This window comes from Burkholderia sp. Bp9099, assembly GCF_003857805.1.
In the GTDB taxonomy this organism is placed as follows: Bacteria; Pseudomonadota; Gammaproteobacteria; order Burkholderiales; family Burkholderiaceae; genus Burkholderia.
Genome location: NZ_QTPU01000055.1, coordinates 1 through 24854 on the forward strand (window position 1 = coordinate 1; position 24854 = coordinate 24854).

Annotated in this window: 17 protein-coding genes; 7 read left to right on the forward strand and 10 right to left on the reverse strand. The window is 68.0% G+C overall.

The window, feature by feature from the left end:
• Window positions 1-149 precede the first annotated feature (149 nt).
• From DIE17_RS35760 to DIE17_RS35775, 4 genes are all read right to left on the reverse strand, one after another.
• The gene (locus DIE17_RS35760) at window positions 150-569 is read right to left on the reverse strand and encodes a DoxX family protein (RefSeq protein ID WP_124921776.1); all 420 of its coding nucleotides are present in this window, start codon (window positions 567-569) and stop codon (window positions 150-152) included.
• 178 nt (window positions 570-747) lie between these two features.
• Window positions 748-2025, reverse strand: a complete 1278-nt coding sequence (locus DIE17_RS35765; RefSeq protein ID WP_124921777.1) for a cytochrome c — start codon at window positions 2023-2025, stop codon at window positions 748-750.
• Between the two features lie 2 nt (window positions 2026-2027).
• The gene (locus tag DIE17_RS35770) at window positions 2028-3647 is read right to left on the reverse strand and encodes a GMC family oxidoreductase (RefSeq protein WP_124484599.1); all 1620 of its coding nucleotides are present in this window, start codon (window positions 3645-3647) and stop codon (window positions 2028-2030) included.
• Window positions 3647-4153, reverse strand: coding sequence for a sugar dehydrogenase complex small subunit (locus tag DIE17_RS35775; protein ID WP_044843286.1), 507 nt, complete (start codon window positions 4151-4153; stop codon window positions 3647-3649). Before DIE17_RS35775 ends, DIE17_RS35770 begins: the two co-directional genes overlap by 1 nt.
• A gap of 304 nt (window positions 4154-4457) precedes the next feature.
• On the opposite strand from DIE17_RS35775, the gene DIE17_RS35785 reads away from it, so the two are divergent.
• The 3 genes from DIE17_RS35785 (at window position 4458) to DIE17_RS35795 (ending at window position 13599) form a co-directional block, all read left to right on the forward strand.
• On the forward strand, window positions 4458-10496 hold the full coding sequence (locus tag DIE17_RS35785) for an alpha-2-macroglobulin (RefSeq protein ID WP_124921778.1): 6039 nt from the start codon (window positions 4458-4460) through the stop codon (window positions 10494-10496).
• Between the two features lie 10 nt (window positions 10497-10506).
• The gene (gene pbpC, locus DIE17_RS35790; RefSeq protein WP_124921779.1) at window positions 10507-12756 is read left to right on the forward strand and encodes a penicillin-binding protein 1C; all 2250 of its coding nucleotides are present in this window, start codon (window positions 10507-10509) and stop codon (window positions 12754-12756) included.
• 150 nt (window positions 12757-12906) lie between these two features.
• A complete protein-coding gene (locus tag DIE17_RS35795) occupies window positions 12907-13599 on the forward strand; it encodes a hypothetical protein (RefSeq protein WP_124484596.1) in 693 nt (230 codons plus the stop codon).
• A gap of 34 nt (window positions 13600-13633) precedes the next feature.
• Here the strand turns inward: DIE17_RS35795 and DIE17_RS35800 are convergent, their stop codons facing one another.
• A complete protein-coding gene (locus DIE17_RS35800) occupies window positions 13634-14881 on the reverse strand; it encodes a multidrug effflux MFS transporter (protein WP_124921780.1) in 1248 nt (415 codons plus the stop codon).
• Window positions 14882-15341: 460 nt separating this feature from the next.
• Here DIE17_RS35800 and DIE17_RS35805 point away from each other — a divergent pair, with 460 nt between their 5' ends.
• A complete protein-coding gene (locus DIE17_RS35805) occupies window positions 15342-16202 on the forward strand; it encodes a DUF1989 domain-containing protein (RefSeq protein WP_124921781.1) in 861 nt (286 codons plus the stop codon).
• A gap of 85 nt (window positions 16203-16287) precedes the next feature.
• On the forward strand, window positions 16288-16962 hold the full coding sequence (locus tag DIE17_RS35810) for a GntR family transcriptional regulator (RefSeq protein WP_124523962.1): 675 nt from the start codon (window positions 16288-16290) through the stop codon (window positions 16960-16962).
• Window positions 16963-17052: 90 nt separating this feature from the next.
• On the opposite strand, the gene DIE17_RS35815 is transcribed toward DIE17_RS35810, so the two are convergent.
• From DIE17_RS35815 to DIE17_RS35830, 4 genes are all read right to left on the reverse strand, one after another.
• Window positions 17053-17448: an ectoine synthase gene (locus tag DIE17_RS35815; RefSeq protein ID WP_124921782.1), complete on the reverse strand. Its 396-nt coding sequence runs from the start codon at window positions 17446-17448 to the stop codon at window positions 17053-17055.
• Window positions 17449-17509: 61 nt separating this feature from the next.
• Window positions 17510-18853, reverse strand: a complete 1344-nt coding sequence (locus DIE17_RS35820) for an amidase family protein (RefSeq protein WP_124921783.1) — start codon at window positions 18851-18853, stop codon at window positions 17510-17512.
• Between the two features lie 23 nt (window positions 18854-18876).
• A complete protein-coding gene (locus DIE17_RS35825) occupies window positions 18877-20379 on the reverse strand; it encodes an amino acid ABC transporter permease/ATP-binding protein (protein WP_124921784.1) in 1503 nt (500 codons plus the stop codon).
• A 72-nt stretch (window positions 20380-20451) separates the two neighbouring features.
• Window positions 20452-21294, reverse strand: coding sequence for an ABC transporter substrate-binding protein (locus tag DIE17_RS35830; protein WP_124921785.1), 843 nt, complete (start codon window positions 21292-21294; stop codon window positions 20452-20454).
• Between DIE17_RS35830 and DIE17_RS37660 the strand changes: the two genes are divergently transcribed.
• Window positions 21293-21430, forward strand: a complete 138-nt coding sequence (locus tag DIE17_RS37660; RefSeq protein ID WP_185735425.1) for a hypothetical protein — start codon at window positions 21293-21295, stop codon at window positions 21428-21430. The two genes, DIE17_RS35830 and DIE17_RS37660, sit on opposite strands and share 2 nt — an antisense overlap.
• A 335-nt stretch (window positions 21431-21765) precedes the next feature.
• Here DIE17_RS37660 and DIE17_RS35835 read toward each other — a convergent pair whose 3' ends face one another.
• On the reverse strand, window positions 21766-22662 hold the full coding sequence (locus DIE17_RS35835; RefSeq protein ID WP_124523952.1) for a glutamate/aspartate ABC transporter substrate-binding protein: 897 nt from the start codon (window positions 22660-22662) through the stop codon (window positions 21766-21768).
• A gap of 418 nt (window positions 22663-23080) precedes the next feature.
• On the opposite strand from DIE17_RS35835, the gene DIE17_RS35840 reads away from it, so the two are divergent.
• On the forward strand, window positions 23081-24721 hold the full coding sequence (locus DIE17_RS35840) for a S8 family peptidase (RefSeq protein WP_124921786.1): 1641 nt from the start codon (window positions 23081-23083) through the stop codon (window positions 24719-24721).
• Window positions 24722-24854: the final 133 nt, after the last annotated feature.

Sequence of the window (24854 nt, forward strand, 5' to 3'; positions counted from 1 at the left end):
GCCGTACAGCGTCACGCTCGTCTGCGCGAACGCGGCCGCCGGTGCGGCGGCCACGATCAGCCATGCGAAATGTTTGAGTCGCAAAATGATGCCCCCCTCGAAGTCTCGACCGTCCGGCACACGCCCGATGCGCGCGCCGGCGTTGCCATTTACCCGCGATCGATCGAAAAACGCCCGGGGCCCGCCGCGCAAAGTGCGAGCAGGCCGCCCGAGATCGCGATGTTCTTGTAGAAATGAATCATGTTGTCGATCTGCTCGCCGCCCGACATCGTCCAGTAGTGGTGGCCGATGAAGCCGGTGCCGATCGTATACAGCGCAAGCAGCAGCGCGAGCGGCCGCGTCTGGAAACCGACGAGGATCGCGATGCCGGCGAACAGCTCCATCACGACGGCGATCGCCGCCGAAATGATCGGCGCCGGCGCGCCCTCGCTTCCCATGAACGCGATCGTGCCGGAGAAGTCGACGATCTTCTTCCAGCCGAACATCACGAACAGGATCACGAGCAGGATCCGGGACAACAGCAGCAGCACATCGCGCTGGGACGCGAGAAACGGTTGATTCGGTGTCATGGTGTGATCAACGAAAGCGGTACGCGAACCGCGCGCACCGGATTGCCAACGAACCAGGGCGGGCGGCCGCCAAAGCCACCCACCCCGCTCTGCAACAACCGGCATCGGGGCCCGCCCGATGTGCTGTGCCTCCTCTTCTTGTCAGAGTTGCCCTGCCATTACTGCATCGTACCCGGCCTCAACGCGCCTTCGCGACGTCCTGCTCGGTCACCTTCGCGGCCGGGTTGCCGAACTGGCCGGTCAGGTAGTTCGTCAGCGCGGCGATCTGCGCATCCGACAGCTCGTTGCGGAACGCGGGCATCCCGACGTCCTCGCTGCCGGCCTTGCGCTGCACGCCGTTCAGGATCACCTGCACCAGGTTCGCCGGATTCGACGCGCCCACCGTCGAGTTGTGGAACAGCGACGGGTAATAACCGTCCGGCGTGCCCTTGCCCTGCATCTGGTGGCACGTCGCGCAGTTGCCGAGATACAGCCGCGCCGGATCGATGCCCGACGACGCCAGTGCGACGCCGCGCAGCTTCAGGCCGTCTTCCGCCGGCTTGCCCCACGACGAGCGCGACTGCTTCGCGTCGCCGTTGGCGACGGCCGGCACCGTACGGATGTACGTCGCGATCGCGCCGATGTCGGCGTCGGTCATCTTCGAGAAGCTGTGCTCGACCGCCTCGGCCATCGGACCGGCTGCCTGCGCGACACCCGGCACGCTGCCGGTACGCAGGTACTGGACGAGCTGCTGCTGCGTCCAGCCGCCGATCCCCGCGTTCGGGTCGGACGTGATGTTGTAGCCGTCCCAGCCCGCCAGCACCGAGCCCGACAGGAAGCTGCCGCCGGTTTCGTCGAGCGACTTCTCCTGCATCGCGACGCCGCGCGGCGTGTGGCACGTGCTGCAGTGCGCGAGGCCCTGCACCAGGTACGCACCGCGGTTCCACTCGGCGCTCTGCGCCGGCTTCGGCTGGTATGCGCCGTCCTTCAGGAACAGCCAGTTCCAGATCTTCAGCGGCCAGCGCATGCTCAGCAGCGCGGGGATCTCGTTCTTCGGCGGCGCCTGCTTGACCGGTTCGACGCCGTGCATGAAGTACGCGTACAACGCCTGCACGTCGTCGTCGCTGATCTTCGCGTACGACACGTACGGCATCGCCGGATACAGGTCGTCGCCGTTCTTCGACACGCCGTGGCGCACCGCGCGCTCGAAGTCGTCGAACGTCCAGTTGCCGATGCCGGTATCCGGGTCGGGCGTGATGTTGCTCGTGTAGATCTTGCCGAGCTTCGGCACCGGCATCCCGAGGCCGCCGGCGAACGGCTTGCCGCCCTTCGCGGTGTGGCAGGCCATGCAGTCGCCCGCGACCGCGAGATATTCGCCGCGCTTGACCTGCGCGGGGTCGGCCGCATCGGCCGCGCGCACGAGGCCCGGCAGCGCGAGGCAGCCGGCGAGGAGGAAGGTGAGAGTAGATTTCCGCACGGTCAGACTTCCTTCTTCAGCGTGTCCGACATCCGCAGCGCCAGCGCCGCGATCGTCAGCGTCACGTTCACCGTACCGACGGTCGGCATCGTCGAGCTGCTCGAGATGAACAGGTTCGGATGGTCGAACGTGCGGCAGTCCTTGTCGACGACCGAGTCGCGCGCATCCGCGCCCATGATCGTCGCGCCCGTGATGTGATTGTTCGGCGCGAACTCGTCGTTGAACACGACGTCCGTGCCGCCCAGCACCTTCGCCGCGGTCGCATAGACCTCGCGCGTATGCACGGCGCCGCGCTTCACGTAGTCGTCGATCGCATACGTGATTTCCGGGCGCGGAATGCCGACCGCGTCGGTGGCCGTCTTGCTCGGCACGATGCGGTTCTCGGGCTGCGGCAGGATTTCGTGGAAGCAGTCGAACTGCACGTAGCGCGCGGAGCGGTCGCGGATCTGCGCGTCGAGCTCGTCGGCCTTCATCAGCTTGCCGGCCTTGAAGATCTTCTGCGTTTCCTGGTTGATGCGCGACATGTTCGACAGATGGATCTTCTTCGCGGCTTCGGTCGCGCGGAACGGGCCGTCGCGGAAACCGATCAGCGACGTCATTTCCTGCGGGCCGCGGCCCGGCCACAGCTTCTCGCTCGCGTAGAACGACACGCCCGTGCCCGGGTGGTCCATCAGGTTGCGCCCGACCATGTCGGAACTGTTCGCGACGCCGTTCGGGAAGTCGCGGTTCGCCGACATCAGCAGGATCTTCGGCGTCTCGATGCCGTTCGCGGCCACCACGAAGTACTTGCCCTCGACGCGATGGTCGGCGCCCGTCTTGTCCTTGTAGATCGCGGCGACGATGCGCTTGTCCGGACCCGTCTCGAGCTTGTACACGACCGCGCTGTCGATCAGCTTCGCGCCGGCCTGCTCGGCCTTCTCGACGTGCACGATGCCGTTGTACATCGCGCCGATCGGGCAGATCGGCATGCAGTTGTTGTTCCCGCAACAAGTCGGCCGGCCGTCGTACGGACGGCTGTTGCGCGCGACCGGCTCGGTCACGACGTGGAACTTCGGGTCATGGCCGTTGAGCGCGCTCTTGATCGTCTGCTCGTTGAACGACAACGGCAGCGGCGGCATCGGGTACGGCTGCTTGCGCGGCGAATACAGGTCTTCCTCGGGGCCGGGGCCCCACACGCCGAGCTCTTCCTCGGCGCGCTGGTACCAATGCTCGAGATCGTCGTACTGGATCGGCCAGTCGCGGCCGACACCGTACACGGTCTTCATCTTGAAGTCGTTCGGGATGAAGCGCCACGCCGACGCGGCCCAGTGCCACGTCGTGCCGCCCACCGCGCGGATGTACTGCGAGTTGAACTTGTGCTCGCCCTTCAGGACCAGGTAGTCGTTCGGCGGGCCGTATTCCGGATGCGGCGCCCACGGGCTCGACGGGTACGGCGCCATGAAGTCCGTCTTGTCGGGCTGGTTGCGGAAGCGTTCGACGATTTCCCAGCGCGGCATGCGCGGGCCTGCCTCGAGCAGGATCACCGACTTGCCGGCCATCGCGAGCTGGTGCGCGACGATCGCGCCCGCGACACCGGACCCGACGACCACGACGTCGGCCTTTTGCGTATCGGTATCGGCCATCAGCCTTGCCTCTCGATCGGTTTTTCGGCCCAGAAGCCGGGTTTATTCGGGCAATACGAAGGAATCACGAGCGTATCGGACACGACGCTGAACATTAATGCTTCTTCGTAGGTAATTACGACGTTGTCGACGATGCCGAGATACCAGGCTTCGAGAATCGACAGCGCGGACGTTTGCTGATCGGGAGTCAACGAACCGGACGCGAGTGCGCCGGCGAGTTGCGACAGACCGTCGGCGGTCTTGAACGAGCCCTTCTGCAAGGCCTGCAGGAAGCGTTCGCCGAGCACGCGGCTCAGCCCTTTCTTGCCTGTCAGTGCTTCGGAGAGCGTCATGAACGTATCGAGCGGCGCGGTGCCGGGATTATCGGCCAGGGCCCGCAACGCCAGCGAGCCGGTGAGGCCCGCCGCCGTCAGCGCCAGTGCGCCCTGCAGCCATTGACGCCGCGTGATGCCGGATGCGGCTGCGTCGCGATCGCGACGCGAGTGGGGGGTGTTGTCGTTGTGCATGTTTCCTTCTCTCGAACACCGGATTCGGGAAAACCACGCTTGATATTTCTCAAACTTTCGCGCGGCCCTGAAATGTACGCGCTCAATTCGGATTGGACAATGCTTTTATAGTCCATTTAATGTTCCGCAATCCGAGACAATCGACATTTCGCGGCATCTTTGTGTCGTCGACGCGACAATTCCGTATCGGGATGCCGGCGTGTCGCAACCCGGCGACACGCCGCTTCCCGTCATCCGCTCGCATGCCCGTCGGTTAGAATCGCGTGCAATCAAACAGAAAGCTTCCCTCCGAGGGCATCGAGCGATGAAGCAGCACGACAAGCACAACAACACACATTCAACCCATCACACCACACGGCTGATCTGGCGCATCGGCGCCGTCGCGGCGCTCGGCGGCGCCGCCGCACTGTCGCTGCACGCGGGCGCGGCACGCACCGTGAGCGTGTCGCCGCAAGGCACGGTCACCGAAGTCCGGCAGAGCGTCGTCAAGTTCGACGAACCGATGGTCGCGTTCGGTTCGGCATCCGCGCCGAGTCCCGCGCGCATGACCTGCAACGATTCCAACGCCGCACGCGGCCAGGGTCACTGGCTCGACGACAAGACGTGGGTCTACGATTTCGAGAACGACCTGCCGCCGGGCGTGCGCTGCTCGGTCGCGCTCAACGACGCGCTGCGTTCGGTCGCCGGCAATGCGGTCAGCGGCCCGCGCCGCTTCACGTTTCAAACCGGCGGCCCGTTCCCGGTGACGGTGCGCCCCGGCTCGCGCGAGATCGAGGAGCGCCAGGTCTTCGTGCTGAAGCTGAATGGTCCGGCCGAGCCACGCTCCGCGCTCGCGAACATCTGGTGCGAAGCGGCCGGCATCGGCAACCGCATCCCCGTCACGGCCGCCGACGACGATGCGCGCAACGCGCTGCTCGATCACTTCGGGCTGAAGAAGGACGCCGCGCGCGTGCTGACGCTGTCGTGCGCGCAGGCGCTGCCCGCGAGCGCGAAGATGCAGCTCGTCTACGGCAAGGGCGTCGCGAGCCCGAGCGGCATCGCGAACGACACCGAGCGCCGCTTCGACTTCACCGTGCGTGCGCCGTTCGCCGCGAGCTTCTCGTGCGAGCGCGAGAACGCGAAGGCGCCCTGCACGCCACTGCGTCCGCTGACGCTGTCGTTCAATGCACCGATCTCGCGCAAGAACGCCGAGGCGATCCGGCTGCGCGGTCCTGACGGTTCGCTTTCGCCGACCTTCGCGGCCGACGATCACAGCGACGAAGTGACGACCGTCACGTTCAACCCGCCGCTGCCCGCGCAGGCGAACCTGACGATCGAACTGCCGTCCGGCCTGCGCGACGTGACCGACCGCTCGCTCTCGAACGCCGACCTGTTCCCGCTCGCGACGCGCACCGCGCCGATGCCGCCGCTCGCGAAATTCTCGTCGGGCACGTTCGGGATCGTCGAGCGCTTCGCCGAACCCGATACGCCGGCACTCGTGCCCGTCACGCTGCGCAACGTCGAAGCCGACCTGCGCATCGCGGGCCTCAACACGAGCGGCGCGCAATTCTCGAACCTGAAGGTCGACGACGACACCGCGATCCGTCAATGGATGCGCACCGTCGAGCGCTTCGACAACTGGTCGATGACGGCCGGCACGATCGACGAACGCGTCCCGGGCCTGCTGCGGCGCAAGGGCCAGCACGCCGTCTACGTGCCGCTCGAGGCCGGCGAGAAGATGCCCGCGCCGCAGAACCGCCGCATCGACGTGCGCTCGCTGTCGCTGCTCGCCGGCGAACCGGGTGCGCAGGCGCTGGCGCTGCCGAAGGCCGACCCGAAGGCGCTGCGTCCGTTCGAGGTCGTCGGCGTGCCGATCGACAAGCCCGGCTTCTACGTGCTCGAACTCGCGTCGCCCGCGCTCGGCCGCTCGCTGCTCGCGAAGCCGTCGAGCATGTACGTGCGCACCACCGTGCTCGTCACGAATCTCGGCGTGCACCTGAAACAGGGCCGCGAGAACAACCTGGTGTGGGTCACGACGCTCGACAAGGGCAAGCCCGTGCCGAACGCGCAGATCCGCGTGTCGGACTGCAATGGCGACGAAATCGCGTCGGGCAAGACCGATGCGCAAGGCCTGCTGAAGATCGACGGCCCGTTCGAGCCGAAACACGCATGCAGCCAGTCGGAACGCTTCGACGACTACTTCGTGTCGGCACGCGTCGACGATCCGAAGACGGGCCGCGACATGGCGTTCGTCAGCTCGAACTGGAACCGCGGGATCGAATCGTGGCGCTTCAACGTGCCGACCGACACCGACAGCGCGCCGACCGTGCGCGCGCATACCGTGTTCGACCGCACGCTGCTGCGGGCCGGCGAAACCGTGTCGATGAAGCACTTCCTGCGCACCGAGACGCTGCAGAGCCTCGCGTTTCCGGCGCACTACCCGACACGCGTGACGATCCGCCATCTTGGCTCGGACCAGACCTACAAGCTGCCGCTCACGTGGTCGGCCGACCACAGCGCGGACACGCAGTTCACGCTGCCGCCCGCGGCGAAGCTCGGTGAATACAGCGTGTCACTCGATGGCGGCCCGGACGATGCGCCGACCGCCAGCTACTACGGCGGCAGCTTCCGCGTCGAGGCGTTCCGCCTGCCGGTGCTCAAGGGGACGATCGGCGCGCGCGACGCGCAGAAGAGCCCGCTCGTCGCGGTCAAGGAAGCGCCGCTCGCGGTGCAGATCGACTACGTGTCGGGCGGCGGCGCATCGAACCTGCCCGTGCAGGTGTCGGCGCTGATGAAGTGGGCGTCGCCGCCGTTCGCGGACCGCTTCGAGGAGTTCAGCTTCACGCCCTATCGTCCGGAGCGCAGCGACGGCAACGCCGACGACGATGCGCAGGACGGCGACAGCACATCGGCCGCGAACAACGATCCCGACGCGACGAAGCTGATCGCGGACAAGCTGCCGCTCACGCTCGACCGCAACGGCGCGGGTTCCGTCACGCTCAAGGGCCTGCCCGACGTCGACGCGCCGAAGCGCATCGCGCTCGAGGCGACGTTCGCGGACCCGAACGGCGAAGTGCAGACGATCCGCGGCGACACGATCCTGTGGCCGGCCTCGGTGGTGGCCGGCATCAAGGCCGGCCGCTGGGTGTCGGTCGGCCAGCGCGTGCCGGTGCAGGCGCTCGCGGTCGACCTGCAGGGCAAGCCGCGTGCCTCGGTGTCGATCGAGATCAAGGGCGTCGCGCACATCACGACGTCCTCGCGCAAGCGCATGGTCGGCGGCTTCTATGCGTACGACAACAAGAGCGACACGCGCGACCTCGGCGTGCTGTGCTCGGGCAAGACCGACGACAAGGGCCGCATGGCCTGCGACGCGCCCCTCGAACAGGCCGGCAACGTCCAGTTGATCGCGGTCGCGAAGGATGGCGACGGCCGCACGTCGAATGCGTCGACGTCGGTGTGGGTCACGCGCGAGGACCAACTCTGGTTCGGCGGCGACAACACCGACCGGATCGACGTGATCCCGGAGAAGACGTCCTACGAGCCGGGCGAAACGGCCCGCTTCCAGGTGCGCATGCCGTTCCGCTACGCGAGCGCGCTCGTCGCGGTCGAACGCGGCGGCGTGATGGAAACGCACGTCGTCGAGCTGAACGGCAAGAACCCGACCGTCGACCTGAAGGTCGGCGAATCGTGGGGGCCGAACGTCTACGTGTCGGTGCTCGCGTTGCGCGGCCGGATTCGCGAAGTGCCGTGGTACTCGTTCTTCACGTGGGGCTGGAAGGCGCCGGTCGAATGGGCCCGCGCGTTCTGGCGCGAAGGCCGCTACCATGAAGCGCCGACCGCGTTCGTCGACCTGTCGAAGCCCGCGTTCCGCTATGGCCTCGGCGAGATCAAGGTCGGCACCGGCGTGCATCGTCTCGGCGTGACCGTGACGACCGACGCGACGCGCTACACGGTGCGCGGCAAGGCGCAGGCGCACGTGAAGGTCACGCTGCCGAACGGGCAGCCCGCGCCGGCCGGCACGCAGATCGCGGTCGCGGCCGTCGACGAGGCGCTGCTCGAGCTGATGCCCAACAACAGCTGGGACCTGCTCGACGCGATGCTGCAGCGACGCGCGTACGGCGTCGAGACGGCCACCGCGCAGATGGAAATCGTCGGCCGCCGCCACTTCGGCCGCAAGGCGGTGCCGGCCGGCGGCGGCGGCGGCAGCGCGCCGACGCGCGAGCTGTTCGACACGCTGCTGTTGTGGAATCCGCGCGTGACGCTCGACGCGAACGGCAGCGCGACCGTCGAAGTGCCGCTGAACGATGCGCTCACGCGCTTCCGGATCGTCGCGATCGCGGCGGTCGGCGCGGACCGCTTCGGCACCGGCAGCACGTCGATCCGCAGCACGCAGGACCTGCAGCTGATCTCCGGCCTGCCGCCGCTCGTGCGCGAAGGCGATGCGTTCCGCGCGCAGGTCACGCTGCGCAACACGACCGACCGCGCGATGCAGGTCGTCGTGACGCCGCGCGTGACGGGCCTCGAGGTCGCGCCGCAAACCGTGTCGCTCGCGGCCAACGCGGCGGCCGAGGTCGCGTGGACGATCACCGTGCCCGAGCAGGCGCTCGACGCGGCCGGCGCGCTGAACTGGCGCATCGAGGCGGCCGAGCAAGGCGGCAAGCGCGCGTCCGACGCGCTGGCCGTCGCGCAGAAGGTCGTGCCCGCGCTGCCGGTCACCGTGCAGCAGGCCACGCTCACCCAGGTCGACGGCACGCTGACGCTGCCCGTGTCCGCCCCGGCCGGCGCCGTCAACAACGCGCAGGGCGCGCCGCGCGGCGGCATCGCCGTGTCGCTGCAGTCGAAGCTCGCCGACGGCCTGCCCGGCGTGCGGCGCTGGTTCGAGCGCTATCCGTACCGCTGCCTCGAACAGCAGACGTCGCGCGCGATCGGCCTGCACGACGCCGCGCAATGGCAGGCGCTGGTGGCGCGCATGCCCGTCTACCTCGACAGCGACGGACTCGCGAACTACTTCCCGCCGTCCTCCGACGATGCGCACTACGGCAGCCCGACGCTGTCGTCGTATCTGCTCGTGATCGCCGACGAGGCCGGCCGCCTCGACCCGCGCTTCGCGCTGCCGGAAGACCTGCGCACGCAGCTCGAAGCCGGGCTCGCGCGTTTCGTCGACGGCCGCATCGAGCGCAACGCGTGGGCTCCGCGCCAGGATCGCGACCTGCGCAAGCTCGCCGCGATCGAGGCGCTGTCGCGTTACGGTGCCGCCCAGGGCCGCATGCTCGGTTCGATCGAAATCGCGCCGAACCAGTGGCCGACGTCGGCGGTAATCGACTATCACGCGATCCTCACGCGCGTGAAGGACATCCCGCAGCGCGACGCGAAACGCGCACAGGTCGAGCAGATCCTGCGGGCGCGCCTCACGTACCAGGGCACGCAGCTCGTGTTCTCGACCGCGCGCGACGACGACCTGTGGTGGCTGATGACGAGCAACGAGACCAACGCCGCGCGTCTCGCGCTGGAATTCGCGGGCGACCCGGCGTGGAAGGACGAGATGCCGCGCGTCGCGACCGGCCTGCTGGCGCTGCAACGCCAGGGCGCATGGCAGACGACGACGTCGAACGCACTCGGCCAGCTCGCGATCGAGCGCTTCTCGCGCACCTACGAGAGCACGCCGGTGGCCGGCACGACGAAGGTCGCGCTCGGCGGCAACGAGCGCGCGATTTCGTGGTCGCAGGCACCCTCGACCGCGCCCGCCGACAGCCCCGCCTCGGCCACTCCCGCGACCCGGGCCGCCGCCGCGCGCAGCGTGCTGATGCCGTGGCCGCGTGCGGCCCAGGCACCGGCCACGCTGTCCGTCACGCAGGACGGCACGGGCCGCCCGTGGGCGACCGTCGAAAGCCTCGCGGCCGTGCCGCTGCGCGCGCCGTTCGCGGCCGGCTACCGGATCACGAAGACCGTCACGCCCGTGTCGCCCGCCGTCAAGGGCGTGCTGACGCGCGGCGACGTCGTGCGCGTGCATCTCGACATCGACGCGCAGAGCGACATGACGTGGGTCGTCGTCAACGATCCGATCCCGTCCGGTGCGACGATCCTCGGCTCGGGCCTCGGCCGCGATTCGGAAGCCGCGACGCAGGGCGAGAAATCCCCGGACGGCGCATGGCCGGCGTTCATCGAACGCGATTTCGACGGCTACCGCGCGTATTACGACTATCTGCCGAAGGGCAAGCTCTCGGTCGAGTACACGGTGCGGCTGAACAACGTCGGCACCTTCGGGCTGCCGCCGACGCGCGTCGAGGCGTTGTACGCACCGTCCGTGTACGGCCTGTGGCCGAACCCGCCGATGACCGTGAAGCCGGCCGACGCGGGCAAATAACGGATACGCGATGATCGATCATGGATCGCCGCGGCCGGCGCGCTTCGCCGGCCGCGTTTTCGTCGCCGTCGTGCTGGCCGCGCCGCTCGTCGCGCACGCGCTGCCCGGCTACGACGACGTGCGCCGCAACTGGCGCAGTTCCGACTGGGTGCTGCTCGCGCGTGACGGCACGCCGCTGCAGCGCACGCGCGTCGACCTCGCCGAACGGCGCGGCGACTGGGTGTCGCTCGCCGACGTGTCGCCCGCGTTCCGCGAGGCGATCGTCGTGTCCGAGGACAAGCGCTTCTACGAACACAGCGGCGTCGACTGGCGCGGGATCGCCGGTGCGGCATGGGGCAACCTGTGGAACCAGCGCACGCGCGGCGCGTCGACCGTGACGATGCAGCTCGCCGGGCTCCTCAATGACGAGCCGCGCCGCTCGGGCCAGCGCTCGCTGCCGCAGAAGGCCACGCAGGCGATGAACGCGCTGCTGCTCGAACGCGGCTGGCGCAAGGACCAGATCCTCGAGGCCTACCTGAATCTCGTGCCGTTCCGCGGCGAGACGGTCGGGCTCGCCGCGCTGTCGCAGGTGCTGTTCGGCAAGGCGCCGTCCGGCCTCGACGCACGTGAAGCCGCGATCGCGGCAGCGCTGGTGCGCGCGCCCAACGCGGCAAGCGCGAAGGTCGCCGAGCGTGCGTGCCGGATCCTGCGCGACATGCACGCGGAGCAGGCCTGCGCGTCGCTCGACGGCTACGTGCAACTCGTGATCGCGCGCCCGGCCAATGCCGTGCGTAACGACCTGACGGCGGACGGCGCCACCCTCGCCCCGCACTTCGCGCGCCGCATCGCGGCCGAGGTCAGGCCCGCGGCCGGCGCGCAGGTGCGCACGACGCTCGATGCGCCGCTGCAGCGCTTCGCGCGCGACACGCTCACGCGCGCGCTGACCGAGCTCAACGCGCCCGCGCACCGGCGCAACGTGCAGGACGGTGCGGTCGTCGTGATCGACAACGCGACCGGCGAGATTCGCGCGTGGGTCGGTTCGTCGGGCGCGTTGTCGAGCGCACGCGACGTCGACGCCGTGCTCGCGCCGCGCCAGGCCGGCTCGACGCTCAAGCCGTTCCTCTATGCGCAGGCGATCGACGAGAAGCGGCTGACGGCCGCGTCGCTGCTCGACGACGCGCCGATCAACCTCGCGGCCGGCGGCGGCCTCTACATTCCGCAGAACTACGACAAGGATTTCAAGGGCTGGGTGAGCGTGCGCAGCGCGCTCGGCGGCTCGCTGAACGTGCCGGCCGTGCGCACGCTCGTGCTCGTCACGCCGCATCGCTTCGCGCGCACGCTGACCGCGCTCGGCCTGCCGCTCGCGCAGGAAGGCGACTACTACGGCTTCAGCCTCGCGCTCGGCAGCGCGGACGTCACGCTGCTGTCGCTGACCAATGCGTATCGCGCGCTCGCGAACGGCGGCGTCGCGCGCAAGGTCGTCGACCTGCCCGCGCCGTCGCCCGCTGCCGGCGCATCGGCACCGGGGCGTGCGGACAACGGCACGCGCGTGTTCAGCGAAGCGGCCAGCTTCGTCGTCACCGACATCCTCGCCGACAACAACGCGCGCGTGCGCACGTTCGGCTTCGACAATCCGCTCGCGACGCGCTTCTTCTCGGCGGTGAAGACCGGCACGAGCAAGGACATGCGCGACAACTGGACGGTCGGCTTCACGTCGCGCTATACGGTCGGCGTGTGGGTCGGCAATGCGGACGGCTCGCCGATGTGGGATGTATCGGGCGTCACGGGCGCGTCGCCGGTGTGGTCGGCCGTCGTCGGCTACCTGCACCGCGACCTGCCGAGCCGTGCGCCGCGTCCGCCGGCCGGCGTCGAAGTACGCCGCATCACGTTCGAGCGCGACGTCGAGCCGTCGCGCAACGAGTGGTTCGTCGCGGGCACCGCGCTCGACACGATCCGGCTCGCGGCGCCCGTCACGCCGGGCAAGGACGGCGCGCGCGCGCCGCTGACGATCGGTGCGCCGACCGACGGCACGATCTTCGCGATCGATCCGGACATTCCGCCGAAGAATCAGCGGATCTGGTTCGAGCGATCTTCCGGGCATGCCGCACGGTTCGCGTGGCGGCTCGACGACAAGGTAATCGGCCACGCCGACCGCATCGCGTGGATGCCGTGGCCGGGGCGGCACCGGCTGGAACTCGTCGACGCGCGCGGCAACGTGGCGGATGCGATCGGCTTCGAGGTGCGCGGCGCGTTCGCGAAACCGGCCGCGCGCAAGCCGTAACGGGCGCCGGTCATGCCGCACGCCGCAGGCCGCGGCGAACAAACGGGCCAGCAACCCCGCGATCGGAGACCTAGAATACGAACAGCGCGCCGAAGCGTCGGCGCGCGCCGGTTGCCCTGCCGCGCTCACTCTTCCGATCCGCCCGCGACCATGAACCTTCGCCATCCGCGCTTCCTCCGCCCCGCGCTGGGCACGCTGTGCGCCGCGGCCGTCGCGACGCTTGCCGGCTGCAACGGCGACGCCTGCTTCGGCGTCGACGTCTGCTTCAACAACGCCAACACGCAAACCGTCGCGCTGTCCGGCACGGCCGCCACGGGCTCCGCGCTCGCGAGCGCATCGGTGACGGTCAGCTGCGCGCAAGGCTCGGCGACGACGCTGACCGACGGCGGCGGCAACTACCGCGTGGCGGTCAACGCCGTGCTGCCGTGCGTGATCACCGTCGCGTCGAGCGGCACGAGCCTGCATTCGCTCGCCTACGCGGGCGGCACCTTCAACACGACGCCCGAGACCGAGCTGATGCTTGTCTATCTCGCCGCGCAGCTCGGCACGAACACGGCCGGGCTGATCGGCAATTTCCAGGGGAATGCGCACTTCCAGCAGGTGATGGGCAGCCCGAACACGGTGCAGGCCGCGCAATCGGCGGTCGTGACGAATCTGCAGCAGCGCTATGCGGTCACGCTGTCGGCACCGGCCTTCCTGACGACGCCGTTCGTGGTCGGCCAACCGGGCGTCGACAGCGACCTCGCCGCGCTGGCCAAGGCCGGCGCGATCGATTCGAACGGGATGCCGGATCCGGTTGCGGTTTCGCTGCTGGCGCAGGCGGGCGCGGCACACCCGCTGTGAGCGGCGGGCGTGCCGCCGCCCCCGTCGACGCGGCTTACGCGGCTTCCCCGCTCCCGCAAGCCACCCTCGCCGCCTGCTGCTGCGTGAGGTAGCGCAGCAGCTTCGTCACCATCCACACGACGATGAACGACAGCGCGACGAAGAACACCGCGAGCGGCGTCAGCACGTGAATCGATACGAAACCGGCCAGCCCCATCATCGCGGACGACACGAGCAGCAGCGCGCACCCGAGGATCGCGCTCGTCAGCCCCGCGATATGGGGAAACAGCGAATTGCCCTTCGCCATCAGCGTCGGATACATCGCGCCCGCGCAGAAGCCCATCACGAGCACCGGCGTCGCGAGCGTCCATACGCGCAGCCCGACGGTCAGCGCCAGCACCAGCATCGCGACCGCCGCGCCCGCCATCACGCGTGCGCCGATGCGCAACCGCTGCTCGGCGCTCGGCAGCCCGCGCCCGTGAATCCGGTTCGACAGCCCGCCGAGGAAATACATCAGCCCGATCCCGAGCGCGAGATAGCCGAAGAAGGTCGGCGGCTTGTGCAGCGTGGTCTGCACCATGAACGGCCCGACGATGTTGAACACCAGCAGGATGCTGTAGCACAGCCCCTGCGCGAGGAAGCAGCTCTGGAACACCGGGCTCGCGAGCACCTTGCCAGCGTTCGCCATCAGCGTGCGCGGCTCGAGATGGACCGGCTTCGGCAAGGTCTCGCGATAGCGCCACAGCAGCGCCCACATCACCAGCGAATACACCAGCAGGAACACGAGGCACGCGCGCCAGCCGAACCATTCCTGCAAGTGCGCGCCGATCACCGGCGCGATGATCGGCGCGAGCCCCCACGCGATCGACATATAGGTGAACGCATGCATCAGCGCCTGGCCCGAGAACGAGTCGGTGATGATCGCCTTCGCGAGCAGGTTCGTGGTCGCGATCCCGAAGCCCTGCAGGCAGCGCGCCAGCACGAACGTCTCCAGGTTCGGCGCGCCGAGCGACAGCAGGCAGCCGATCGTGTAGATGACCAGCCCGAACGCGAGCACGCGCTTGCGCCCGTATGCATCGGCAACCGGACCGAAGATCAGCTGGCCGAGCGCATAAGCGGCCATGTAGCCGGAGACGCTCGACTGAATCGCCTGCGGCGTGGTCGCGAACGAACGCGCCATGTCGGGCAGCGCAGGCACGTAGATGTCGATCGCGAGCTGGCCGGCGGAGGCGAACAGGCAAATCAGGAACAGCAGGAAGCGCGGCGAGTTCGATTCGCGCGCGGGAGTGAGCGAGGCGTTCATGACAACCGGGAAGGATTCGGACGGCGGCAACACGCGCCGTGCTGCTCGAAGTCGAACAACGGTGCGCGGCGAAGCGCATATTGTGCCTGTTGTTGCGCAACGCGACAGGAATCCCCTGGCGTGGGCGCGGTTGAATGCGGATTGCGTCAGGTTTCGAAACGCGTTACACGCCCCGCTTGCCGATCATGGCGAGCCGGTCCGGCGGCCGGCACGGCCACGGTCTTGATCCATATTTCATTTTTTGTTTGCGGCGCCACTCGCCTGCCTGCGCGCATCCGCGGCTCGCCGCGCCCCTCCGTACTTTCCACCGATTGACACACCTCCCGGCATTCCCCCTATACTCCTCGCAGCGCCAATAAATTGTTGAACAATACAGCATTAAAATTGACGCCTGACCGGCCACCACAAAGGATTCCAGCCGGATCTCCGAATCTGCAAATTTCCCCGAGAGCACCGCGTCATGTCGAACTATCCCGCCGCCTACCAGGTCACCAAGGGTTCCGTCCTGAACGTCGACAAAGCCTTTTATTCCGCGATCGCCCAGCGCCAGGACGCGCGCGAACGGATCGCGTCGCACGTCGTGCCGATCCGCAGCGGCTTCGCGTGGACGGTGCCGGCGGGTCACGTGTTCCGGATCGTCACGCTCGAAGGCCCGCAAGTCGCCGACTTCAACATCTGGAACCTGCACAATCCGCGCGAGCGCATGTGGGCGTCGCGCACACGTCAGCTGCAAGCCGCGCACGTGACGACGTTCGACCGGCTCTGGTCGACGCTGCCGTACCTGCGGCCGATGGTCACGATCACCGACGACACGCTCGCCGGCTATGGCGTCGACGGCGACGGCGGCCGCGTGCACGACCTGCTCGGCACGCGCTGCGACCCGTACGTGAACAAGCTGTTGACCGGCGAGGATTTTCATTTCCACTGTCATTCGAACCTCGTGCGGGCGGTCGCGCCGTACGGGCTGACCGAATTCGACGTGCACGACGTGCTCAACGTGTTCCAGTGCACCGGCCTGAACGACGACGACAAGTACTTCATGAAGGCCTGTCCCGCGCAGCCGGGCGATTACCTCGAGTTCTTCGCGGAAATCGACGTGCTGTGCGCGATGTCCACGTGTCCGGGCGGCGACCTTTCGGTGCCGATGTGGGGCCCCGACGCACGCGACCCGATCGACGTGTGCCGGCCGCTCGGCGTCGAGGTATACCGGCTCGACCCGAGCCTGCTCGAAGGCTGGTCGCAGCCGAGCGTCGCGCCCTACCGTGGCCAGCACGGAATGCAGCCGCCGCAGGCCGACTGGCAGCACGACAAGACGGCGTAACGCGGTCCGGAGCCCGTAGAATGGCGAAACGCCGCCGGCCGGCCACGCCGGCGGCGCACGACCAGGAGAGGAGCGAACGAACGGAATGGCAAGCGAAAAAGCGAGAGGACAGTCGGTCGCCGACCGGATCAGCCATCAACTGCGGGAACACATCATCAGCGGCAAGCTGCCGCCCGGCACCGCGCTGATCGAGATGGACCTCGCGGCCGAATACGACACGTCGCGCAACTCGCTTCGCGAAGTCCTGCATCAGCTCGGCCGCGAAGGGCTCGTCACGTTCGTGCGCCACAAGGGTGTCGTCGTGCGCACGCTGAATCGCCAGGACGTGCGCGATCTTTACGTCGCGCGCCGCACGCTCGAACTGCATGCGCTGAACACGGCCGAACTCGCGCAGCCGGCGCTGCTCGAAAAGATGCAGGCCGCCATTCGCGCGGCCGAGCGCGAACTCGACAAGGAAAACTGGCAGGCCGTCGGCACGCACAGCCTGCGCTTTCACCAGCACATCGTCGCGCTGCAGAAGTCGGCGCTGCTCGACGAGTTCTTCCGGACCATCTCCGCACAGCTGCGGCTCGTCTTCGCCGCGGATCCCGACGAGAAACGCGTGCAAACGCCCGACTGGATCCAGCGCGAATACCAGATCTACGACCTGCTCACGCAGAACCGCCGCAGCGAAGCCGTCACCGCGCTCGCGCGCTATCTCGACGATTCCGAGCGGATGCTCGTCGCGGCAATCAAGCGCAGCCATCGCGAGGCGGCCTGACCCTGCACGCCGCGCCGCCGTTGCTTGCCTCAAGACGTGGCAAGCAACGGCAGCACGAAAAGGCACGCAACGGCCCGACCGCTCGCGCAGTCAGGCCTGCTCCATCGGCAGCGCGTAACTGCCGTCTTCCCGATGCGTCTCGAGTCCCGTCAGCGGCGGATTGAACACGCACACGAGATGCAGGTCGCCACGCGTAGCGCGCAGGACATGCGGATCGTTCAGGTTCAGCGCGTAGATCGTTCCGGGCGTGATCCGGTGCACGTTGCCGGTCGCCGTGTCGACGACCTCCCCCTCTCCGGCCACGCAGTAGTTGGTCTCGAAGTGGTTCTTGTAGTGCAGATGCAGTTCGGCGCCTTCGTGCACGCGCGTCTCATGAACGGAATAGCCGACGCCGTCCTGCTTGACGATCATGCGCTTGCTGTCCCAGCCCGGGCCGCGCGCATGGCGCTCGGTATTGGCGATATCGGCCGATCTCACGACGATCATAAGCACCTCTGAATAGTTGAGATGAAACATGGCAAGGTGATCCTTGCCGCCGGAAAATGCGTCATGCGGAATCGGCGGTCAGCGCGCTCTCCACCGCTGCCGCGACATCGAGCAGCCGCGCGTCCTCGCCGCGATGCCCGGTGATCAGCAAGCCGACGGGCTGCCGGTTGCGCAGGTCGCCGGGCACGCTGATGCTCGGCAGGTCGAGCCGGTTCGCGAATTCGGTCAGCCGGAACGCACGCGCGTTCTGTGCGAGGTATGCGGCTTCGTCGGCCAGATCGGCCACGCGCGGCGGCAGCATCGGCACCGTCGGCGTCAGCACCGCATCCGCGTCGCCGAGTTCGGCGTGGTACGCGGCGGCCAGTGCAGCCAGGCGCCGCAGCGCCGCGGCGTAGTCGTGCGCCCGCACCTGCTCGCCTGCAGCGATGCGCGGGCCGACCAGCGGATCGTAGCGGTCCGCCGCCGCGGCCAGCCGCGCACGATGAAGCATGAACGCCTCTGCCGCGATGATGCCGCCCGCGCGGGCGACCGCGCCGGCCTCGGCCACGCAATCGAGCCGCTTGCGCCGGATCCGTGCGCCGTGCGCGGACAGTCGGGACAGCCACGCGTCGAATGCGCGTCCGACGACCGGGTCGACGTCATCCGCAACGAACGCCTCGGGCACGATGAACTGCAGGTCGCGGATCGCCGCCGGTCGCCGCCGCCGCGCTTCGCGGCCGTGCAGCGCAACGTCCGCCTGCCGGCACAGCCCGACCGTCGCGGCCAGCAGGCCCGGCACGTCGAAGCTCGTCGACAGAAACCGCATGCCGTCGCTCGCATAGCGCCCACGCGACGGCTTGAATCCCGTCACGCCGCAGAATGCGGCCGGAATGCGTGCCGACCCGCTCGTATCGGAACCCAGCGACAGGTCGGCCGCACCGAGTGCCACCGACACCGCCGCGCCCGAACTCGATCCGCCGGCCACCCGCTCGCGCTGCGCATCGAGCGGCGTCGTCGGCGTCCCGTACGCACGGTTCACGCCGAGCGCGCCGTACGCGAACTCGGTCATCGCCGTCTGCGCGACCAGCACCGCGCCGGCCCGACGCAGTGCCGACACCGGCGCCGCGTCGATTCGCGCCGGCGGCTCGTCGGCCAGCACGCGCGAACCGGCATGCGTGACCCAGCCGGTGCAATCGAAGCAGGCCTTCACCGTCAGCACGGCGCCGGCCAGCGGCGCATCGATCGCGCCGGCGCGCCGCGCCGCATCCCATGCACGTGCATCGGCGACCGCCGCGTCGTCGCGCCGCGCGAGCCACGCGGCTTCGATGTCGCCGGGATGCGCGTCGGCATGCGCAAGACACGCACGCACCCGTTCCGCACACGCGTGCTCGTTCACGTTGCCCAGCCGGAAATCCGTCGGATCCATTCCCGCTCCCATCCGGTCATTTGTCATGCGAAGTGAACGTGCTTCAGAAAATCCTTCACGCGCGCGTCCGCGCTGCCGCGAATCCGGTCCGGCGGCACGTCGTACAGGATGCGCCCGTTCTCCATGAACACGATCCGGTCGGACACCTTGAACGCGAAATTCATCTCGTGGGTCACGATGATCATCGTCATCCCTTCTTTCGCCAGCGTCTCGACGACCTTCAGCACTTCGCCGACGAGCTCCGGATCGAGGGCCGACGTCGGCTCGTCGAACAGCATGATCGACGGCCGCGTCGCGAGTGCGCGCGCAATGGCGACGCGCTGCTGCTGGCCGCCCGACAGCTGATGCGGATACTTGTTCGCATGTTCGAGCATCCCGACCTTCGACAACAGCGACAGCGCCTGCAGCCGGATCGCCGCCGCATCGGCCTGCCGGTGATAGCACGGCGCCATCATCACGTTCTGCAGCGCGGTGCGATGCGGGAACAGGTTGAAGCTCTGGAACACCATGCCGATGTCGAGGATGCGCTCGTGCGACACGCGCGGCGGATGCGGACCCGACGCGCGGATGAACGGCTCTCCGTACAGGTCGATCTCGCCCGCGTTCACCGGCGCGAGGCCGTTGACGGTACGAATCAGCGACGTCTTGCCGGAGCCGGACGGCCCGATGATCGACACGACCTGCCCGGGCACGACGTCGAGATGAATGTCCTTCAGCACTTCATGGCGGCCGTAGCGCTGCTGCACGCCTTTCAGGCGCAGCGCGAATTCGGCGTTCGCCCGCGGCCTCGGCGCGACGGCCGGCGCCGACGGCGGCAGCGCAAGATCGACGTGGCCGGCCTGGGCCGGCGTACGGCGGCTGACGTCGAGGTACCGCTCGAGATAACCGAGCAGCCGGCTGAACACCGTCACGATCAGCACGTAGTAGAACGCCACGGCCAGCATCGTTTCGAACACCAGGAAATTCTGCGTGTACAGCCGCTGGCCGACGAGCAGGATCTCGGCCAGCGAAATCACCGACACCAGCGACGTGAGCTTCACGATCGTGATGAACTCGTTCGCCAGCGCCGGCAGCGCAATGCGGATCGCCTGCGGCATCACGATCATCCGCTGGATGCCGGTGAAGCGGATACCCAGCGCGCGGCCCGCCTCGAGCTGCCCGCGCGGCACCGACAGGATCCCGCCGCGATGGATTTCCGCGAAATAGGCGGTCTCGCTCAGCACCATCGCGATCAGGCCGGCCATGAACGGATCGGACAGCACCGCGCTCGTCGCCGGAAAGACCTGCGGCAGGTTGTAGATGAAGACCAGCAGCACGAGCAGCGGCAGGCTGCGGAAGAACCAGATGTAGAGCGCCGCCGCCCGTTTCAGCAACGGCTGGTGCGACTGTCTCGCGAGCGCCACCGGAAAGCCGAGCAACACGCCGAGCAGCCACGCGGCGACGCTGAGTTCGACGACCACGACGCAGGCGCGCCAGAAATCCTTGTCCCGCAAGAGCTGAAACGCATAGTGCCAATCGAACTGCATCGAAGACTCCTCAACCGCGGATGGTGATGCGGCCGCGCGGCGCGCGGTGGTCAGGTCGTGCTGGCCGCGCGCTTACTTCGGCGCGCCGAGCGCGTTGGCGACGTCGGCGGGTGTCGGCTCCTGCAACCCGTACTTCTTCACCAGGCTGCCGTATTCGCCGCTGCGCCGCGCATCGTTCAGCGCACCCTCGAGCGCACCCTGCAACCCGCTATCGCCCTTCGTCACGCCCAGGCCGATCACGATCGGATACAGCAGCGTGGTCGAACTGACGTCGACGCGCCCGTTCGTCTGCTTCGGAATCTCCTGCGCGACGGCCGCGTCCTCGATCTGGACATCGACCGCCTTCGACAGCAGCGCGGACGTCGCTTCCGGCGACGTCGGGAACTCGAGGATCGCGATCTCGGCGCGCCCGGCCGCCTTGCACGTGTCCTGCGACACCGCACGCAGCTTCGGCGTCCACGACGCGCCCTTGATCGAGCCGACCCGCTTGCCGCACAGGTCCTGCGGCGTCTTCGGCAGGAACGCGCCGCCCTTCGCGACAAGCAGCGACGCGCCCGTCTTCAGGTACGGCACGAAATCGACCTGCTTCACGCGATCGGGCGTCACGTACAGCGCGGATGCGACGACGTCGAAGCGGCGCGCCTTCATCCCGAGAATCAGGTCCGGGAAGCGCGTATCGAGAAATACCGGCTCCAGTTTCAGGTGACGTGCCAGCAGCCGCGAGAACTCGGCATCGAAACCCGCAGGCTTGCCGGCGTCCAGGTACGCGTATGGCGGATACGTGAGGTCGGAGCCCACCAGCAGCGTGCCGGGCCGCACCGTCTGCAGCGGCGCCGCCGACGCGAGCGAGCATGCGAAGGCCAGCGGCACGAGCGCGCCGCGGAGGAAATGTCGAACCGGGAAACGAGCAGACATGGCGAAGCTCCTGGGTTGTTCGGCTCTCGCGCTGAAACGTCGCAACGCCTCCCAGGCGCCGCCGCATGCGGCTTTCCGGGATTTTCCGCCGAAAATTGTTGAACAATTTCGGCCGATTCTGACCAGTTCAAATTGAAATCTGTATTCGGGTTTACGCGGCAAACGACGTCGCCGGACGTGCGTCGGGCGCGCATCCGCCAACCCCGCTTCGGTGCAGGGCGCGTGTTCAGGCAAGGGAGAAAAGACCGGGCGGGACGACGCGCGGACGGCGGGCCGTCGAGGTGCGGCGCCATAAACGCGATGCACGCGATGGAGGATCAGGACACGGGGTTCAGCATCGGGCGCGACGGGCCCGGCTCGCGCTTGCGGCTACGGGGATGCGCGCCGCGACGCCGACCCGAAGGCCGGGGGATTCGATCGTGCAGGCCGAGCACGCAACGTGTCGGCCCGCACGCCACTGCGACGTTTCGATCAGTACTGTGCCTGATCCGTCGGATTCCTGAACAGCTGCTTCATCTCCGGCGACAGCGGATAGTTGAGGCTCACACCCTTCGGCGGAATCGGCTGCATGAACCACTGGTCGTAGAGCTTCTCGGCCGCGCCCGAGGTCTGCAGCTTCGCGATCACGCCGTCGACCACGTGCTTGAACGCCGGATCGTCCTTGCGCATCATGCACGCGTAGTTCTCGTGGACGAGCGGCGTGCCCGCCACCGTGTACGCGCCCGGATTGCGGTCCTTCGCGATCTCGCCGTACAGCAGCGGCTCGTCCATCACGAACGCGACCGCGCGCCCGGTCGTGACGTTCATGAACGCTTCGGCATGGTCCTTCGCGCTGATGATCGTCATGTTCATCCCTTTCTCTTCGTTGAGCTTGCGCAGCAGCCGCTCGTCGGAGGTGCCGGCCGTCGTCGCGACCGTCTTGCCGGCCAGGTCCGGGAAGTCCTTCACGCCCGAATCCTTGCGCGTGCTGAAACGGATCCCATACAGAAAGATGCTGTTCGAGAACGCGGCCTGCTTCTGCCGCTCCAGCGTGTTCGTCGTCGAGCCGCACTCGAAGTCGATCGTGCCGTTCTGCAGCAGCGGAATCCGGTTCTGCGACGTGATCGGGATTTCCTTCACCGTCAGGTTCGGCGTCTTCAACTCCGCCTTGAGCGCGTCGATGATGCGCGCCGCGATGTCGCGCGAGTAACCGATGTTCTTCTGCTGGTTGTCCGAATACGAGAACGGCACCGACGATTCGCGGATGCCGAGCGACACGACGCCCGTGTCCTTGATCTTCTTCAGCGTGCCGGTGAGCGCCTGCGCGTGCGCGGCGCCCGCCAGCGCGCAGGACAACGCGACAGCCAGCCAACGGAAGCGGTGATCCATGCTTTTCTCCTGACGAAACCTTGATCGAATCGCGATCCTACGCCCGAAAAATTCGCACCGCATCGGGGAAAGCGTCAAGCGCCCTCCGTCACGGCCACACCGCGCACAATCGTTTCCGTGCCGCGCAAAAGCGCCCGCGCCGCATGTTTTGCCGGGTCGACCGCCTGCAATCTTGCACCTCATGAACAGATCACCCGTTCCAAACGCGCGTTCATGCTGCAACCCAGCAACGCAATCGTTTGCGCGTCGCATCTTTTTCACACAAAACATATTCAAGAAAGCCGCCTCATCAGCCGTTACCCAATGCATGGCGTGTCGCAGGAACCCCGCGCGCGCCCGACAAAAATCAAGGTCCGGCTTAGGCCAGACCAGGCACCACCGCCGGCACGACGGTTATCTCCGAGGATCGACTTTCAACATGAAAGCCAAACGTTTCAATTTCGCGCTGGCCCGTTCGGTCCATGCGCGCATGCTCGCCGGGATGCTGTCCGCCGCCGCCCTGCTCCCGATCGCCGGCTGCGGCGGAGGCGGCGGCGACGGCAGCAACCCGTCGCCGACCAACACGGCACCGGCCCCGACCCCGGCCCCCGCGCCCGCTCCGACGACCCCGCCCACCAATTCCGGCAGCAACGCGTGTACGTCGCAGCAGGCCGCCACGCAAATGGCCGCCCAGACCACGCCCGACGAGCCGCCGGTCGATCACCTGATCGTCAGGCTGAAGACACTGACGGCCACGAACGCACGAGCGGCCATCGACGACGGCACGCGGCTCGACGCGGTGATCCAGCGTTCGATGACACGCTGGACGGCGCCGACGACAACCGGCGCCGCGCGTGCGTATGCGGCCGCGCCGACGCCGCTGAACGTGCAGGTCGAGCGGACGGTCTCGAACGGCGCGGCCGTGCTGTCGCTTGGCCAGCGCGTCGCGGCCGCCGACGCGGCGGCGCTCGCGGAGGCCTTCGGCGCCGACGCCGACGTCGACTACGCTGAACCGGATCATCCGATGAAGGTCCGCGACACGCCGAGCGACCCGAGCTACGGCCAGCAGTGGTATCTGTCCGACCCGACCGCCGGCGCCGATCTGCCGCCTGCGTGGAACCAGACCAAAGGCTCGCCGACCGTCGTGACGGCCGTGCTCGACACCGGCTATCGGCCGCACCCCGACCTCGTCGGCAACCTGCTGCCCGGCTACAGCTTCATCACCAGCGTCAACACCAGCAACAACGGCCTGTCGCGCGGCCCCGACGCGAGCGACCCGGGCGACTGGGTCACGCAGCAGGAACTCGACAACGCGAGCGGCCCGTACTACCACTGCGAAAGCGAACCGAACACCAGCAGCTGGCACGGCACGCGCGTGATGGGCGTGATCGGCGCGACCGCCAACAACGGCATCGGCATCGCCGGCGTATCGTGGCTCGGCAAGATTCTGCCGGTTCGCGTGCTCGGCAAATGCGGCGGCGTGACGAGCGACATTGCCGACGCAATGCGCTGGGCGGCCGGCATTCCCGTCACCGGGGTGCCGAACAACCCGACGCCGGCGAAAATCATCAACCTCAGCCTCGGCGGCGTCGGCGCCTGCAGCAAGACGTTCCAGCAGGCGATCGACGACGTGAACGCGAAGGGCGTAACCGTCGTCGTCGCCGCCGGCAACGACGGTCTGTCGACCGGCCTCGACCAGCCCGCGAACTGCAGCGGCGTGATCAGCGTCGGTGCCAACGATGCAGCCGGCCGCCGCGCCTCGTTCAGCAACTTCGGCACCAACATCACGCTCAGCGCACCGGGCGTCAACATCCTGTCGACGGCCAACAGCGGCACGACGACTCCGGACAGCGACACCTACGGCCTGGCGAGCGGCACGAGCCTCGCTACGCCGCAGGTGACGGGCGTCGCCGCGCTGATGCTCGCGGTGAACGGCAACCTCACGCCCACGCAGATCCAGCAGAAGCTGAAAAGCGGCACGCACACGGCGAAGCTGGCGGCCAGTACGCCATGCACCGCGTTGCCGGCAGGCTCGGGCATTCTCGATGCAGGAACCGCGGTCGCGTCAGCCACGCAGTAAGCGGCCCGTTCTCGACGCATGCAGCCGCGGGGGGGGGGGGGTGGGGGGGGGCGGCGGGCGGCGGGATTTTGTGGGAGGGGGCGGGCCGCGAGGGCGCGGCGCCGGAGTAGTAAAAAGTCCAAAGAGAGAACAA